The sequence below is a fragment of the Aquiflexum sp. genome (genome assembly GCF_041751335.1).
In the GTDB taxonomy this organism is placed as follows: Bacteria; Bacteroidota; Bacteroidia; order Cytophagales; family Cyclobacteriaceae; genus Aquiflexum.
Genome location: NZ_JBGSXS010000084.1, coordinates 1 through 16,212, shown reverse-complemented (window position 1 = coordinate 16,212; position 16,212 = coordinate 1). Strand labels below are relative to the sequence as shown.

Annotated in this window: 18 protein-coding genes; 8 read left to right on the top strand and 10 right to left on the bottom strand. The window is 40.5% G+C overall.

Features of this window, described 5'->3' with window-relative positions:
* From ACEW8U_RS05180 to ACEW8U_RS05160, 5 genes are all read left to right on the top strand, one after another.
* A partial coding sequence (locus tag ACEW8U_RS05180) for a methyltransferase domain-containing protein (protein ID WP_373520973.1) occupies positions 1-487 on the top strand: 487 nt, incomplete at its 5' end.
* Between the two features lie 135 nt (positions 488-622).
* On the top strand, positions 623-2,404 hold the full coding sequence (locus ACEW8U_RS05175) for a PQQ-dependent sugar dehydrogenase (RefSeq protein ID WP_373520972.1): 1,782 nt from the start codon (positions 623-625) through the stop codon (positions 2,402-2,404).
* A gap of 7 nt (positions 2,405-2,411) precedes the next feature.
* Positions 2,412-3,185 carry a carbohydrate-binding family 9-like protein gene (locus ACEW8U_RS05170; RefSeq protein WP_373520971.1) on the top strand — a complete coding sequence of 258 codons (774 nt, stop codon included), beginning with the start codon at positions 2,412-2,414 and terminating at the stop codon, positions 3,183-3,185.
* A gap of 103 nt (positions 3,186-3,288) precedes the next feature.
* Positions 3,289-4,509: an aminotransferase class V-fold PLP-dependent enzyme gene (locus tag ACEW8U_RS05165; protein WP_373520970.1), complete on the top strand. Its 1,221-nt coding sequence runs from the start codon at positions 3,289-3,291 to the stop codon at positions 4,507-4,509.
* Between the two features lie 18 nt (positions 4,510-4,527).
* Positions 4,528-5,781, top strand: a complete 1,254-nt coding sequence (locus tag ACEW8U_RS05160) for an amidohydrolase/deacetylase family metallohydrolase (RefSeq protein ID WP_373520969.1) — start codon at positions 4,528-4,530, stop codon at positions 5,779-5,781.
* 10 nt (positions 5,782-5,791) lie between these two features.
* On the opposite strand, the gene ACEW8U_RS05155 is transcribed toward ACEW8U_RS05160, so the two are convergent.
* From ACEW8U_RS05155 to ACEW8U_RS05115, 9 genes are all read right to left on the bottom strand, one after another.
* On the bottom strand, positions 5,792-6,253 hold the full coding sequence (locus ACEW8U_RS05155; RefSeq protein ID WP_373520968.1) for a RidA family protein: 462 nt from the start codon (positions 6,251-6,253) through the stop codon (positions 5,792-5,794).
* Positions 6,254-6,405: 152 nt separating this feature from the next.
* Entirely contained in the window at positions 6,406-7,098 is a 693-nt protein-coding gene (locus tag ACEW8U_RS05150; protein WP_373520967.1) for a hypothetical protein, read from the bottom strand.
* Between the two features lie 65 nt (positions 7,099-7,163).
* The gene (locus ACEW8U_RS05145) at positions 7,164-7,733 is read right to left on the bottom strand and encodes a Crp/Fnr family transcriptional regulator (RefSeq protein WP_373520966.1); all 570 of its coding nucleotides are present in this window, start codon (positions 7,731-7,733) and stop codon (positions 7,164-7,166) included.
* Between the two features lie 25 nt (positions 7,734-7,758).
* Positions 7,759-8,025, bottom strand: a complete 267-nt coding sequence (locus ACEW8U_RS05140; RefSeq protein WP_373520965.1) for a hypothetical protein — start codon at positions 8,023-8,025, stop codon at positions 7,759-7,761.
* A gap of 85 nt (positions 8,026-8,110) precedes the next feature.
* Positions 8,111-8,563: an SRPBCC domain-containing protein gene (locus ACEW8U_RS05135; RefSeq protein ID WP_373520964.1), complete on the bottom strand. Its 453-nt coding sequence runs from the start codon at positions 8,561-8,563 to the stop codon at positions 8,111-8,113.
* A gap of 33 nt (positions 8,564-8,596) precedes the next feature.
* Complete coding sequence (locus ACEW8U_RS05130; RefSeq protein ID WP_373520963.1) at positions 8,597-9,133, bottom strand: GNAT family N-acetyltransferase; 537 nt, start codon at positions 9,131-9,133, stop codon at positions 8,597-8,599.
* The gene (locus ACEW8U_RS05125) at positions 9,126-9,503 is read right to left on the bottom strand and encodes an iron chaperone (protein ID WP_373520962.1); all 378 of its coding nucleotides are present in this window, start codon (positions 9,501-9,503) and stop codon (positions 9,126-9,128) included. Before ACEW8U_RS05125 ends, ACEW8U_RS05130 begins: the two co-directional genes overlap by 8 nt.
* Positions 9,504-9,532: 29 nt before the next feature.
* Positions 9,533-10,948, bottom strand: coding sequence for a hypothetical protein (locus tag ACEW8U_RS05120; RefSeq protein WP_373520961.1), 1,416 nt, complete (start codon positions 10,946-10,948; stop codon positions 9,533-9,535).
* Between the two features lie 452 nt (positions 10,949-11,400).
* Positions 11,401-13,107 carry an amidohydrolase gene (locus ACEW8U_RS05115; RefSeq protein WP_373520960.1) on the bottom strand — a complete coding sequence of 569 codons (1,707 nt, stop codon included), beginning with the start codon at positions 13,105-13,107 and terminating at the stop codon, positions 11,401-11,403.
* A 539-nt stretch (positions 13,108-13,646) separates the two neighbouring features.
* Between ACEW8U_RS05115 and ACEW8U_RS05110 the strand changes: the two genes are divergently transcribed.
* Genes ACEW8U_RS05110 through lgt form a run of 3 tightly spaced genes read left to right on the top strand, consistent with a single transcriptional unit; the run spans position 13,647 to position 15,160 of the window.
* Entirely contained in the window at positions 13,647-14,153 is a 507-nt protein-coding gene (locus ACEW8U_RS05110) for an RNA polymerase sigma factor (RefSeq protein ID WP_373520959.1), read from the top strand.
* Positions 14,140-14,337, top strand: coding sequence for a hypothetical protein (locus ACEW8U_RS05105; RefSeq protein ID WP_373520958.1), 198 nt, complete (start codon positions 14,140-14,142; stop codon positions 14,335-14,337). Before ACEW8U_RS05110 ends, ACEW8U_RS05105 begins: the two co-directional genes overlap by 14 nt.
* A gap of 7 nt (positions 14,338-14,344) precedes the next feature.
* Positions 14,345-15,160, top strand: a complete 816-nt coding sequence (gene lgt / locus ACEW8U_RS05100) for a prolipoprotein diacylglyceryl transferase (RefSeq protein ID WP_373520957.1) — start codon at positions 14,345-14,347, stop codon at positions 15,158-15,160.
* A 356-nt stretch (positions 15,161-15,516) separates the two neighbouring features.
* On the opposite strand, the gene ACEW8U_RS05095 is transcribed toward lgt, so the two are convergent.
* The coding region (locus ACEW8U_RS05095; RefSeq protein WP_373520956.1) for a sulfatase-like hydrolase/transferase at positions 15,517-16,212 on the bottom strand (696 nt) is incomplete at its 5' end.

Sequence of the window (16,212 nt, the reverse complement as noted above, 5' to 3'; positions counted from 1 at the left end):
CTCCGACTTTTCGGACTATGTGCCTTTTGTGACCACACCTGATGAGGTGGTGGAGGCCATATTGAAATTGGCGGAAATTAATGAAAATGACCTGCTATACGACCTGGGTTCCGGTGATGGCAGGATTCCGATTGCGGCAGCAAAGCAGTTTGGAGCTAAAGCAATTGGCGTGGAGATTGACGCTGAACTGGTAGTCTTAGCAAAGGGAAATGCCCTGAAATCCGGTGTTTCAGAAAAAGTAAATTTTGTTCAAGGTGATCTTTTTGAGATGGACTTTAGTGATGCCAATGTTTTGGTGATTTATCTTTTCCCGGATATCAATCTAAAATTAAGGCCAAAGATTCTAAATATGAATCCCGGGACAAGGATTGTTTCCCATCGCTTTGATATGGGAGATTGGGAACCCGAGAGAATTGAAAAGATTACACTTTCAGATGGAAAAGAACATTTGATCTATTTGTGGAGGATTCCTAAAAACTGCAATTGATCTTTTTTTTCAAGGTTTTTGCCTTTACAAAACACTGCTTTTTTTTTGATAAATGGCATGCTGATGTTTGTATAAATGCCTTATATTTCATTAGCATATATTTAAATGTTCAATTCTAATCGCCCAAAACCATTGATGAAGAGAAGTGCCTGGTTTATGGAATATATTTTCTCCGCTGTGAAGAACACACCTTTCAGCAGCATCAGTTTTTTGGGGTTTATTTTAATCTTTTCCTGCCAACAAACTGATCCATTGCCAAAAGCTGACACTGATAACGGTGGTTTGTTTTTACCTGATGGATTTGAAGCCATTGTCGTGGCGGACAGTATTGGGAGGTCCAGACATTTGGCCGTGGATCAAAAGGGTGATATTTATGTGAAACTTAGAGTTCCTGATAAAAACGGACATGGATTGGTAGCCATAAGGGACGTGGATAAAAATGGTAAAGCGGATTTAGTGGAATATTTTGGAGGATATCCGGATACAGGAAATTATGGGACAGGGATGCGGGTTTATGGGGACCATATATATTTCAGTACTGCCGGAGAAGTTTATCGGTATAGAATGGACAAAGACCAACTTTTGCCGGTAGGAGAACCCGAATTGATTTTAATAGACGATTATAAAAATGCAAAATATGGGTACGAGCATATTGCCAAACCTATTGCATTTGATAATGAAGGCCATCTTTATGTGCCTTTTGGCTCTCCGGGGGATATCTGTCAGGAATTAAATCGAAAACCAGGTTCCCTGGGCATGAATCCCTGCCCTCAATTGGAATGGCACGGGGGTATCTGGCAGTTTGACGCCAATAAGCTGAATCAGACCCAAAAAGATGGAAAAAGATATGCCACCGGAATCAGGTCAGTGGTGGCCATGGATTGGAATCAGGAAGAGAATGAACTGTATGTCGTCCAACATGGAAGAGATGACCTGAACAAATCCTGGCCGGAATTTTTTGACATTTGGGAAAGTGCCGTTTTACCTTCAGAGGAATTTTTCAGGGTGGAGGAAGGAATAGATGGCGGTTGGCCCTATTATTATTTTGACCATTTGGAAGGTAAAAAGAAACTGAATCCCGAATACGGAGGGGATGGGGAAATACAGGGTGATGCCCATTTGGTTGAGCAGCCTTTGATGGGTTTTCCGGGTCATTTCGCACCGAATGACCTGCATTTTTACAAAGGAGATCAATTTCCCGAAAGATATAAAAATGGGGCTTTTGTAGCTTTTCATGGATCTACAATCAGAGGGCCTTACCCGCAGGGTGGGTATTTTGTTGCTTTTGTGCCTTTCGAAAAGGGAAGACCCTCTGGGGATTGGGAAGTTTTTGCGGATGGATTTGCAGGTTTGGATACCATTGTGAGTACCGGTGATGCATTGGCCCGTCCAATGGGTATTGCCATGGGGCCTGATGGGTCTCTTTATATTACAGAAAGTGTCAAAGGGAAAATCTGGAGGATTATGTACAAAGGTGAAAAACAGGAATTTGGTGAAGGTGCCCTGTCAAAACTTGAGAAAAGAAAAAATACAAGGACCAATATCAAAGACCCTGACAAAGAATTGGACAACCTGGAAACAGGAATGATCGAAAGCGGGGCTCAGGTCTATAATCTTTATTGTGGTACCTGCCACCAAAGAGATGGAAAGGGAGATGGCAACAGGTTTCCGCCCATTCACAATTCGCAGGTTATAAATGGAAGAACCAGACCCCTGATTGAATTGATATTGAATGGTCTTGAAGGACCCATAGTAGTTGAGGGTGTGGCTTACAATGGTGTGATGCCATCTCATTCTTTTCTCAGCAATACTGAAATCGCTTCAGTATTAACCTATATCAGGAAAAATTTCGGAAATGATTCACCAAATATTTCTGCCATTGAAGTTGGGAAGGTAAGAACACAGATAGAAAATTAAGAAAACAATGGGCAGAAAAAAAATTGATTTGATTTATATGATCTGCTTTTGGTTGATCACTGCCACCACAGTTGCCCAAGGGCAAAATGATTCGAAAACGATGAATAACAAAATAGAAAATCCAGTGTACCAGGTCAATCGACTGGAAGAAGAAATATTGATTGATGGTGTTTGGGAAAAACCGGTTTGGGAAAATGTTCCAGCTTTGGAAATCACCCAATATATGGGAAATAAACCCCATTTTCTACCAACTACATTTGCCAAGCTCTTGTATGATGACGAAAATATCTATGGCATTTATTTGGTGCATGATAGATTTGTGCATTGTTTGGTACAGGAGACCAATGGCCACGTTTCAGGTGATCCTTGTGTGGAATTCTTTTTTTCCCCCGATGAGTCAAAACCACTTTTTTATTTCAATCTGGAAATCAACTGCGGAGGGGTTCCTTTGATGCAGTACGTAACTGTTCCCCGAAAGGAGTACCAATTTTTAAATGAGCATGATATCGGAAAAGTGGAAATAGCCCATTCCCTTCCCAGAAAGGTTTTTCCCGAAATAGAAGCAGATACTTTATGGAGTATTGAATTCAAGCTGCCATTGAAAATACTCAAAGAATACGCGGACATCAGTCAACCAATGAAAGGCGTGAAGTGGAAAGCTAATTTTTACAAAACAGCAAGTACTACAAGCAATCCACATTACTTGACTTGGTCTCTGATTGATAATCCCAAACCAGATTTTCACTTACCACAGTTTTTTGGAGTTCTGGAATTCAGGTAGATGAAGAATAAATTATTGGATTAATGTTGATTATTGTATCAATGGGTATATGGGATTGGTAATGGTTTGCGGAATATTTTAAAATAATTTAGATTTAACAAATATGATTAATAGAAGAACTTTACTTAAAAGACTTTCTGCACTCCCCTTGGTGGGAACAATAGTAGGAAGTGGAATTCCTGTTCAATCGGTTTTCGCAGAGATGCCAAAAGTGCCAAAGAGAGATTTGATCAAGGAATTGGGTTTGCGGACATTTGTCAATGCAGCTGGTACATACACCGCAATGACAGCATCATTAATGCCTGAAGAGGTGTTGGAAACAATAGAGGCTTCTTCCAAACAATTTATCATGTTGGACGAGGTTCAAGATAAAGTTGGGGAAAAAATAGCCGCAATATGCCATGCAGAAGCGGCAACAGTTACGTCAGGTTGCTGGTCTGCCATGGTGTTGGGGTTAGCAGGAGTTTTGACAGGCACAGACAAAGAAAAAATCGCCCAACTTCCAAATTTGAAAGGGATGAAATCTGAGGTCATTGTCCAAAAAAGCCATAACGTCGCCTATGTACATTCGCTAACAAATACAGGAGTTACTCTGATTCCTGTGGAAACGGTGGAGGAACTGGAAAATGCCATCAATGAAAAGACAGCCATGCTTTGGTTTCTGAATTATCAAGCACCTGCTGGAGAAATCCAACATGAAGAATGGGTGGCTTTGGGTAAAAAGCATAATATCCCCACCATGATTGATATTGCAGCAGATGTACCTCCGGTAGAAAACCTTTGGAAATTCAATGACATGGGATTTGATATGGTGTGTATTTCCGGCGGAAAGGCAATGAAGGGACCCCAAAGTGCGGGAATCCTGATGGGGAGAAAGGATATTATTGAAGCCGCAAGATTAAGCGCACCGCCCAGAGGAAATACCATTGGGAGAGGAATGAAGGTCAATAAGGAAGAAATTCTCGGAATGTATGTGGCTCTGGAGCTTTATGTGAATAAAGACCATGAAAAAGAATGGAAATCCTGGGAGCAAAAAATTTCTTATATAGAAGATATGGTAAAAAAAGTGAATGGTGTGACCACCACTGTTTCAGTTCCTCCTGTTGCTAACCATACACCTTTTTTGAAAATAGCTTGGGACCCGAATGTGATAAACCTCAACCGGACCCAAATGCAGGAAAAATTAAGGAAAGGATCTCCATCCATAGAAGTAGTGGGATTTGGAGAACATGAAGTTAGTTGTACGGTCTTTATGCTTAGACCAAATGAAGAAAAAATAGTAGCCAGAAGAATTCAAGAGGAATTGAATGCTGCTAAAGTTTAAAACCCAAAATTTGAAAAAATGAAGAAGACAGGATACCTATTGCTCTATCTTTTATGTTTTGCACCAATGAGTCTGATGGCCCAAAATTACCAAATGGTGATAAAGGGCGGACACGTCATTGACCCAAAAAACAATGTTGATGAATTGATGGACGTGGCCATTCAGGATGGTGTGATTGCAAAAATTGCAAAAAATATAGATGCAACAGGAGCTGCGCAAGTCGTAGATGCCAATGGCTTGATAGTCGTGCCAGGCCTGATTGATATCCATGGCCATAATTTTTATGGGACCAGACCCAATAGTTACCTCAGTGACGGTTTGGTGGCAGTTGATCCGGACAGCTTTACTTTTAGGGTAGGAGTGACAACGATTGTGGATTGTGGTGGACCAGGTTGGAAAAATTTTCATGTTTTTAAAGAAAATATCATTGACCATTCAAAAACAAGGGTTTTGGCTTTTATGAATATAGTGGGAGAGGGCATGCGTGGCGGAGCGTACGAACAGGATACTTCAGATATGAATGCTAAAATGACTGCACAGGCTGCATTGAATTACAAGGAACATGTGGTAGGATTCAAAGTAGCTCATTATGCCAAAAGGGACTGGATTCCGGTGGATAGGGCCGTGGAGGCCGGAAATATTACCGGAATGCCTGTAATCATAGATTTCGGAGGCTCCATGGCCTTTGCTCCTTTGCGATTAAGGGAATTGTTTTTTGACCATTTGAGACCCGGAGACATTTACACCCATGTTTTCGCTGAATTGGGCGGTGCAAGGGAACCTGTTGTAGATTATGAAACTAGAAAATTCAAACCTTTTGTCCGGGAAGCTCAGGAAAGAGGGATCATATTCGATGTAGGATATGGTGGAGCAAGCTTTGACTTCAGGCAGGCCATTCCTGCTTTTGAGGCGGGATTTTATCCAAATACAATCAGTACTGACCTTCACAAAGGTAGCATGAATGCAGCCATGAAGGACATGCTCAATGTGATGAATACTTTCATGGCCATAGGTATGGAAATCCCTCATATCATCAAAGCAAGTACATGGGCTCCTGCCCAGGTGATCCAAAGGGAAGAATTGGGTCACCTTTCCGAGGGTGCGATTGCTGACATTGCCCTCATCAATGTGAGAAAAGGCCAATTCGGTATTTGGGATAAAAACGGATACAAACTGGAATCCGATAAACGATTCGAATGTGAAATGACCATCAAAGACGGGGCAATTGTTTATAGTTTGAATGGCCGGAGTGAACCGGTGGTGCTGAGGTGAGGTATGATAACTAGATGTAAGCTATACAGTCCATTTCCACCAGAGAGTCTCCTGGAACACCGCCATAAGTAGCTACTGTGGTACGGACGGGTGGTTTTTTGCCAAACCTTCCTCTATAGACCTCATTCATTCCTTTGTAGTCATTCAGGTCGTGGAGATACACATTTACCTTCAATACTTTCTCCATTGAAGAACCTGCTTTGACCAGTTCCTTTTCCAATTCTTTAAGGACATGGTCTGTATGGGCTTTGATGTCTCCGTCAAAATGTGCCCCTTTTCCTGCAACAAAAATCATATTTCCCAGTTTGGTAGAACCCGAAAACAAGGGGCCATCCTGGTCCTGGACAACATTGAATACTTCTTTTTCAGGGGTAGAATCAGCTTCCGCATTGGCAACAGCACCTATTCCTGCAAATCCAGCAACTGTTGCAAGGAGTTTTTTTATTGTATTTCTTCTTTCCATTTTCTTCATGATATTTTGAGATTTGAATGAGTTTTTAATAACGAATGAATATATGGATTTGAGGACATTATTGCAATTCTTATCTGTTGGGTGAAAGTAAGACAAGATGATTGTCAAATATTCTAATCTGGTTTAACTTACCATCCAACTGGTCTTGAATTTCAGAAATTATATGCTACCGAAAAATGAAGCGCTCCAAATCTCCAATTATCATCTCCGATGCCATTGACCTCCACCCTGGTTTGGATTATTTGATAACCCACTTGTAAATCCAACGTCTTGCCTTTTTCGTTGTTGACTCTAATTGGGTATCCTAGTCCCAACCCTCCTCCGGGACCAATGCCGAACTGATGGAAAAATTCCTGATTGCCCATATTTAGAAATCGATTCTTCGTCAAAACAGCGGATATCCCAAAATCACCTTGCAAGTAAATAGGAAGATTTTCTGTCGGGTAAAACTTGGCGGCTAATCCCGCAGTTATAAAATTGAAGAAATAGCCTTCCTCATAGCCTCCTTGAACAGGTTGCGTGCCTGTTTGGGTATTTCGTACCATAGCTCCCAGCATCAGCCCTTTGGTTTTTGGAAGTGGTTTGTAATAAGCCACATGGAAATTGAACCCAAATAACCTTGGATAGTTGCCCACTTTATTGTGGTTTCCTTCTGCATTTGCCAGATAGCTTAGTCCTTGGTTTCGTAATTCCTGCGACCGCATCAATTCCTGTCCACTGTTCAGATTTGGTAAAGAAATCCCCAAGCCAAATTCCACTTGGGTTTTTTGTGAGAATGGATGTTGTCCAAATGACTTAATGGAAATTAACAGGAAGGCAAAAATGAATAAAAACGTATTTTTCATGGCTTTTTTTTATCAAATTTAGATACAGGCCATGGCTGTTTTAATTCACATTTGTTAAGAAAAATTTATCCCAAAATTTTTTTCCGGATTCGACTGAGTGATTGGGGTTGAATGCCCAAATAGGAGGCGATATAATACTGGGGTATTTTTTCGAGGACGATGGACTTTCTTTGCATCAGGTCAAGGTAGCGTTCCTTTCCGGATAGTTTTTGGAGGTTTGAGGATCGCTTGGCCAAATCGATAAAAGCATGTTCGGCCAACATCCTGCCTAACCTTTCCATTTTTGGGAAGGATTCATATACCAATTCCAATTTGCTTTTGGTCAACACATGGATCACGCAGTCTTCATTACAAATAATATCCACGTCGGAAGGGATTTCCAAAAGCAGGCTGTTATAATAACTGACCCAATCCCCGTCAAACAAAAAATCCGTGGCGATCTGATTTCCTTCGCTATCATGTTTTACAAAAATCAAAGACCCGCTTTCAATATACCCCACTTTATCGCAGATTTTTCCATATTCAAGAAATCTTCCCCCTTTTACGATTTCCTTTTTTTCGAATAAGGAGGCAATTTCGGCAATTTCCTCTTTTGATAGGCTTACAAATTGTTGGATAGCTTTAATAGGACTCATTTACAGAATAATTTCCACAATGTAATCATAATGTCCATCTCGATATTTGCATGCCCAACATACATGCAGCTATGAATAAATGTACACCTAACCATATTCTCTGCCATAAGGGACGTTTGTTCCATGTTTGGCTTTGGTCAAATGGATCAAATGCCAAGGCAAGGGCAAAAGTTATGGTTGCGTTGGATAAATCCTTCAAATAAGTAAGATTGAAAACTGCAATTAAAATCATCACCACATAAATCAGTCTTGAAAAACTTTTTGATCGGTCTAATATTTCCTGCTTTTTCATGATAATTTTTTTCATGAAATTATTATCCAAAGTTGAAACCTTCCAGTTAAACTACAGGAATGCAGGGTAAAAGGGATGAATACAGTCAGTTCTTTCTCATAAAATCGAAAGCTCCTTTTCTTAGGTTTATACCGTACTCCAGATAAGCTTTTAAGCAAGCCAAAAAATTCGCCCAACCTTCCGTATTACCTTTCAGCCAATTGAGCCCAGTTTCGTCATTTTCCATTTCTCCTTCAGTAACCTTGACCAAGGTGGAACCATCTTTTTGTAGAATGAGGTTGATTTCAACTGTCATTGCTTTATCACCGATATCCCAAGAGAAAACAATCAATTCATTGGGTTTCATTTTGCCGACCCTGACCGGTGATGATCCTTCGAATTCAGGGAATTCCCACCATACCGTTTTTCCTTCTTCCATTGGGGCGGTACTTTTCGAAATAAAATATACGCTCATTTTTGATGGATCAACAATGGCATCATAAACTTCCTGAACAGGCTTTTGTATCTGTAAAGCGGCATTGATCTGTAGTTTTTTCATATTTGATTTAAGTGGCTAAATTCCTAGATGTAGTTATTTGGTTGAAATAGTTTTATTTTCCATCCATTTTTTTCGGGTTAATTGGTATACAGAGCAATCATCCTCACCAAATAGTCTGAATTCAACAAATTCGAATCCCAGTCTCTCATAAAAACGGATGGCTTTTACATTAATGGTCAAGGGATCAATCAGAATACCTTCCACATTTCCACTGGAGAAACAAAAATCAATTGCCTGATCCATCATGATGGTTCCATAGCCTTTGCCGATATCCTTTGCTTCCCCTATCCAAATATCAATAGCACGGAGGTTTTTTTCAACCTCTCCCCAATAATCGCTCTCTTCCAAGGCAGGATCAATGATCTGCACAAACCCGATAGGCCGCCCGTTCAATTCAGCCATAAGCTGTGTGCGCCATTCAGGGTTTTTGGCAAGCTCAGATTCCCAATCCCAATCATCATTGGGATCAGCAAAAATGTTATGCTCCTGCTTGTCCCAAAAAATCAGAATATCAAGGTCAGAGGGTCTTGCTTCCCTGAGTTCAATATGGGTACTAACTGAACTAGTCATTTTTTTTCTTAGTGGCTTTTTGTTTAATTTCTTCAACCCTGAATTGCACTATTTTCGAAATTAGTTCATAAGGTATAGGCTTGTCCAGAGGGAATTGTAAGGTTCCTTTTCCTGTCTTGTAAGTTGCCACTTCCTTTTTGAATTCTTCCATCCCAGAAGGCGCAGGATAAAAACCAATGTGGTTTTTGTAAGCAGCGAAATGGACCAAATTTCCTGCTAATTTAAAAGTTGGAATCCCATAATTGATGGATTCTGAAGCCTCAGGGGCATCCTCTCTGACAACTTTCCGGATCTTTTGCAGTATTTCCCGAACATCACCTGTGAATGAGTCAATGTATTGATCAATAGTTTCAAATGAATGTTTTTCCATAAAGCAAAAAGATAAATCCGTGAAGCGTCTTATTTATAATCCAAAGACATTTTATTCAAATCATAACCAATATACAAAGGACCATACCCAAAATCATAGGACATCACACCGCCCAAGTTGGGTTCAAACTGATTTTTCATAAACAGACTGTAAATCCCATGATTAAATGCTTTCATATCAAATGAGAAGACTACATACATGGTTTCCTGTGATTTGGCCTCAATTTGGGTTTGATTGGAAGGCACTTTTCCCAACTCAATATCACCCATACTTTTTGGTTTGACATACATGGAAAAGGGATTTCCCCCACTCATGATTACACTCGAACGGAATATAGGGATACTTATGGGGAATTCATTTTGATTTTTGAAGTTAAAGGGGATAGCGATTTCAAATCCCCGGGTTTGTGGTCCGGGTATCTCAGTGGGGAAAACAGTTGTTTTGAATTCCTCATAGGCATCCTGAAAGTGATCCCATTTATCCGAAGCATTGTCATCTACTTTTCCTTGAAGAAAATTATCCACAAAAAAATCAGTAACAGGAAATTCTTGTTCCTGATATAAAATAGATTTTGTCTTTTCCCACTTTTTATCAATTCCTGTATCAAAGTTTCTTAATAGATCTAGCATATATACTTCAAGTTTTACCTCTTTAGTATTGTCCCAGCCTAAGGGAGGGATTGGATCCGGTACTTCAAGTGTCAATCCAACTACTTTATCTATAAATGGATCTTTTATTCCATTCAACTCCCCGGTTATCAGCAAATCTCCAAATGGCAACATGGCATTTTTGATCGCATTAGGATTGATGAGATTATTTCCTGTTCCCAAAAGCTTGATCTCAATCGGTTCATTCGATTTGGAAATAGATGGTGGTGTGGGAAGTTTAACTTGGGCACTGTGTTCATAAGAAAAATTGAATTTACCGATTCGTTTTTTTAATAGGTTATTGAGGAAGGGATTCATCTTGGAAGACTCTAAGTCAAAATCTTCCGTGACCGCAAGTTGAAAATTGGGTAGCATATCGGTGTAATCGGTAAGGTCAAGTTCTATATTGGTTTGAAAAGTGATTTTATTATTCTTTCCCAATAAATTTTGAAGTTGAGCCGAACTGAGTGTGAATGGGTATTGTAAAATCAAAGAAGATTTGGCAGGTATCGTTACTTCATTGTGATCCCAAGACATGCCGATGTCTTTCCCATTGACAAAAATTCCCATAGCATGTGCAGGAATCGGCAGGTTCTTTTTGTAGGGATTGGATATTTCATAAGTCAAATTGAAGTTGACTGCAAAATCCAGCAAGGAAGATTGGTCAAAGGAAACATCAAAATTCTGTTGCTTGGCACTCGGCAACATATCTTCCAACATCAAAAGATTTGCTCTACAGCCCATCAGAATATAACAAATGGAAAGCGTTAGAATTTGGTAATAAAATGGCTTTTTCATCTTGGTAAAATTTAATAGTAAAAGAATCCTGATTTTGTACCCTCTTGGATAAAATCCAGTTTGCCTATTTGAAGAGGCTTTTAGAAGATATTAAATATAAGTATAATTATATTTAATGTTTTCTTGCCAAGAAAAAAATACATGAATTTTGAATTGTTTGATGAAATTAAGGAGGAGGATAGATATAGGAAGTGACCCAATTAAAGCACAGGATTGGAATTCCTTGAATCCGTTTGCAAACGAAATCGAACAAACCGGAATTGAAATAAGAATAGAAAGTTGACTAATGAATTCCATTTTTTAACTTTCAAGCAGTTGATTTCCAGAATATCCATCATTTGATTCAAAATACCAATAGTCAATTATCATCAATCTTGTAATTTGATCAACCCCATTATTTTCCAATCTTCCAATTTTCCAATCTTTCAATTTAGAACACTTCCCAACCTCTATCAATCTATCTGATATACAATCTTTCCCCCCACAACGGTCATTTTAACTTTGGCATCCAAGATTTCATCTTCGGCGATTTCCATGATGTTTTTGTCAAACACGGTGAAATCTGCTGCTTTTCCGACTTCGATGGAACCTTTGAAATCTTCCTCAAATTCAGCAAAAGCACCTGCCAGGGTATAAGAATTCAACGCCTGGTCTCTTGTCAGTTTCTGATCGGGTTCATAGCCACCTTCGGGCAGCATTTTGAGGGTTTTACGGCTTACAGAAGCATAGAAAGAGGGGATAGGATCCAATGGTTCTACAGGTGCATCGGTCCCGTTGGAAATCACGGCTCCTGAAGCCAAAAGTTTTTGCCAAACGTAAGCCCCGTCTGTTATACGTTTCGGACCTAATCTACCGATCGCCCATGGTCGATCAGAACTTAGATGTATGGCCTGAATGGCTGCAATAACTCCCATTTTCCCAAATCTAGAAATATCATCCACATGTAGATGTTGCGCATGTTCGATACGGAATCGGTGGTCGGTCACTTCAGGGAATTTGGCTAGAACCGCTTCATATCTGTCCAAAACTTCACGGTTTGCACGGTCGCCAATGGCATGGGCGCAAACTTGGAAACCCAATGGAATGGCTTTTTCAGAAACTTGTGTGACAATTGACATAGGTAAGGTTTCATGTCCCCTTTGACCGGGTTTGTCGCTGTAATCTTCCAATAGCCAAGCTCCCCAAGGACCCAATGCCCCGTCGCAGTTCAGCTTGATGGAGCGGACAGTGACCATGTGGTCGGGATCGATCATGGGACCTTTTTTATACCATGCCTCCAAGAGTTCAGGCTGACGTCCCGTGAGCATGATATACATTCGGGAAGTCAATTTGCCTTCGGATTTGAATTTCCCAACCATGTCGATAAACTTCTGTCCGCTGCCTGCATCATGAAAAGAGGTGATGCCTTTTTCTGCCAATTCCTGAAGGGCAAGTTCAAGGGCTTTTTCAGCCCTTTCTGGTGTGTCTTCAGGAATAAGTCGGGAGACCAAGCCTGAAGCCCTTTCCACCAAAACCCCCGTTGGGTTTCCCAATTCATCACGCAGGACTTCACCACCTTCGACTTCCTGTTTTGGATTTTCACTTCTTAGGGGGTTGATACCTGCCATTTCCATTGCCTTTTGGTTGACAAAGGAAGCATGTCCGGAGGCATGGGCGAGGTAAACCGGATTGTTGGGTGTGACGGCACTGAGTTGTTCATGGGTTTGGAAACCCTGAACGGTCTTGTCCGGCATCTGTAGCCACTTATCCTGATGCCAGCCCCTGCCGGTAATCCATTCGCCTGGTTCGGCTTTGGTTGCTGCCTCAGCCACCTTTTCGATCAGTTCGTCATACGTTTTGACATACATCAGGTCGATATCCAGTTTGTTGTACCCAATTCCCATCAGGTGCCCATGTGATTCAATAAATCCCGGGGTCATGGTTTTGCCTTGTAAGTCTATGGTTTCTGTATTCTTGCCAACAAATGCTTGGATTTCTTCGGTAGTCCCGACTGCCAGAATCAGCCCGTCTTTGACAGCCACGGCTTCGGTTTTGGGATTGGCTTCGTCAACAGTATAGACTATCCCATTGATATAAACCTGATCAGCAGGATTTTTCGGACCTGGATTACAGGAAAAGAGGAGTAATCCAAGAAGACCGATAAAGTATATATTTTTCATAGAGGTATTGTTCGATTTCAAAACTAGGAGATATAAAGCAAAGCTGCCAAACCGCTCCTGTAAACGGGGGCAATCCATACCTAGCCAGATATTATGATGAAGTTTTTACCCCTCAGAGTGTAATCTAGCATTCTGCGGTGACTGTGTGCAGTTTGTAACGTCACCCACCTCTATTTACCATCCTTCAAAATATTATTGAACAAGGAAATTTGGGACGTGGTCGATGTAGTTGTAAAGCTTTTTTGATGTTCTTTGAAGATTCATAGGCGAAGCTAATTTGTCAAGTATTGTGTTACATTTACTTGACAAAAATATTTTTGTCCCCCCCTTTAGTGCTTTTGTCAAACTGGTATCAAAACCTTCCGTTTTAGCTTTCGGGATAGAATTGGCAATCAACACTGGCTTACCAAAAATCCACTTCAAAAAAACCTTTTAATCCTGCGTTGGATAAAGCCTAGAACATTATTTCCATTTTTTTTATTCCCACCTGTGATAAAATTGAAATCTTTGCGACTAATGGTTTATATAGCATATTCAATATGGGGTCTGATTCGAAAATATTGTTTGTAGCATTGATCCGGCAAAACCAAGGTATTGTCAATAGTCTTTGCCGGCTATATGCTACTTCCCATGAAGAAATGAAGGACTACAGGCAGGACGTCCTACTTTCACTTTGGCGTGCCTACCCTCATTTCAAAGAGGAATCAAAAGTAAGTACCTGGATGTATAGGGTAGCCCTCAATACTTTGATATCCATCCAGCGGAAAAAGAAGCATGTTATTTTGACGGAACCGATTTCAGAATCTTTCGAAAACAATCATTTTCAGCATGCGGGTTCTGATGATAACCTGCTGGTCCTTCAGCAGGCGATTGGCTATCTCAAACCCATGGACAAAGCAGTGGTGATCCTCTACCTAGAAGGATACGACAATAGAGAGATGGCAAAAATGCTATCCATTTCAGAAACCAATGTCAGTACAAAATTGAACAGGATAAAAACACAACTTAAAAAGACAGTAAAAACTTTACAAGATGAATTTAAATAGATTAAAACCATCCTGGGATCAGTTCAAGGCAATCAATGGATTGATGGATATTGATGAATCGGAAATTCTTTCCTGTATGGAATCTCAAGATAACAGTTCAATTAAAATGTTTTCCAAAAGGGTTGTTCAGAATATCTTTGTTTATTCTATGATTTTGGCACTCGGTGGCGGTTGCTCATTTTAAGTTCATCATGATTCCCCTTTATATAAACTGGAGCCATGATGGCAGCTTATTGGAACTGGGATTTTATGAATTAAGGATATATTCAATCTTGTTTGGATTGGGTTTTGTCTTTGGCTTTCTGCTGTTGCAAAGGCATTTCAGGGAAGACTTATTGCCTGAAGAAAAGCTGGAAAAATTGTTTGTTTTCGTTATTATCGGTACTGTAATCGGAGCTAGGCTGGGTCATTGTCTGTTTTATGAATTTGACTATTACTATAACAATCCATTGGAAATATTTTTACCTGTCCGTTTTGCTCCGGAATTTGAAGTCACGGGTTTTCAGGGACTGGCAAGCCATGGAGGAGCCATTGGGATTTTGGTTGCGGTTTTTATTTACTCTTGGAAGAACAAAATCAATACTTATTGGGTTTTGGATAAATTAGCCCTGGTAGTGCCATTGGCCTGTGGTTTTATCAGGTTGGGAAATCTTTTCAATTCAGAAATGATCGGTCATCCCACTACTGTCCCTTGGGCATTTGTATTCCGAAGGATTGATTCCATTCCAAGGCATCCTGGACAGCTTTATGAAGCAGTGGCTTATTTTTCCATTTTTATTTTCATGAACCTTTATTCCAAGAAAGTCAAAAAAGAAAGCGGGTATCTATTTGGACTTTTTTTGGTTTTGGCTTGTTCTGCCAGGTTTTTCCTTGAGTTTTTCAAAATAGATCAGGTAGGCTTCGAATCGGATTTGGTTTTGAATATGGGACAGATTCTGAGTTTGCCGTTTATTATTGCCGGTATCATTTTAATGAAAAAGCGAGGTGGTGTTATTATGATGGTTTAGGAAAGGGCTTGATAATTTGGAAGCCTCCCTGATCTAAAATTTTTATGTCTCCCCTAGCTTTGGTTATAATTGAAAGTTTTCGGTAGGCCTGGGTGTTAATCCTTTCTTGAAAAACATCAGCCCATCCAACTACCTGGAAGGTCAAAATATAGGGCAATTCTTGATCTCCCCAGATAGCTATCGGGGTTGGTAAGCTTCTCCCATAACTAAAATTATTGCATCTGGTTTGGGATTGCTCCCGACCACTGTAAGGGATCCAAGGATAGAAAAGGTGTAGATGCAATCTACACCTAGTCCTACCGAAAGCTTAGTTATAATATAGGAGGGGGGGGGGACTATTTATCCTTAACAAGAACTTATTTTTCCCTTATTTCATCTAACCTTGCTGCCATTTGGTTCACGAGATCCGGCCGATCAGAAAATAGATTAACCTGCTCCTCCTGGTCAGAATCTACATTGTAGAGTTGACCAGTTGGACCTTCTTCCTTAGGCTTTATAACAGCGGGGTCGGTAAATCCACCTGATCCCAACCCTTCGATGTATTTCCAACCTCCATGCCGTATGCTATAGAAATTGCGGGAAGAGTGGTGGACCATATCTTCACGGGATGATTGATCGGACGTTCCTTTCAGGATGGACCAAAAACTATGACTATCTTCACCCACGCCCTGCGTAATAGGCTGACCGGTCATTTCTGCAAACGTTGCCATAAAATCCGTCAAACTGATCAGTGAGCTATTTTCCGAACCTACTGGAATGTGGCCTGGCCAAGAAACAATCAGCGGAACCCGGTGACCACCGTCCCAAACATCTCCTTTCTGTCCACGTCTTCCCGCATTGGAATCATGATTATGAATGTCGATCTCCAAATCCGGCCAGTAGGCTCCGTTGTCCGATGAAAAAACCACAATTGTATTGTTCGAAATTTTATTATCCGACAGGGTTTGCCTAACCTTTGCCACTACCTCATCAATATCCAGGACGAAATCTCCATATAAACCGATCCCTGATTTGCCTTTGTGTTTTTCGGAGGGTACCCAGGGAGTATGCGG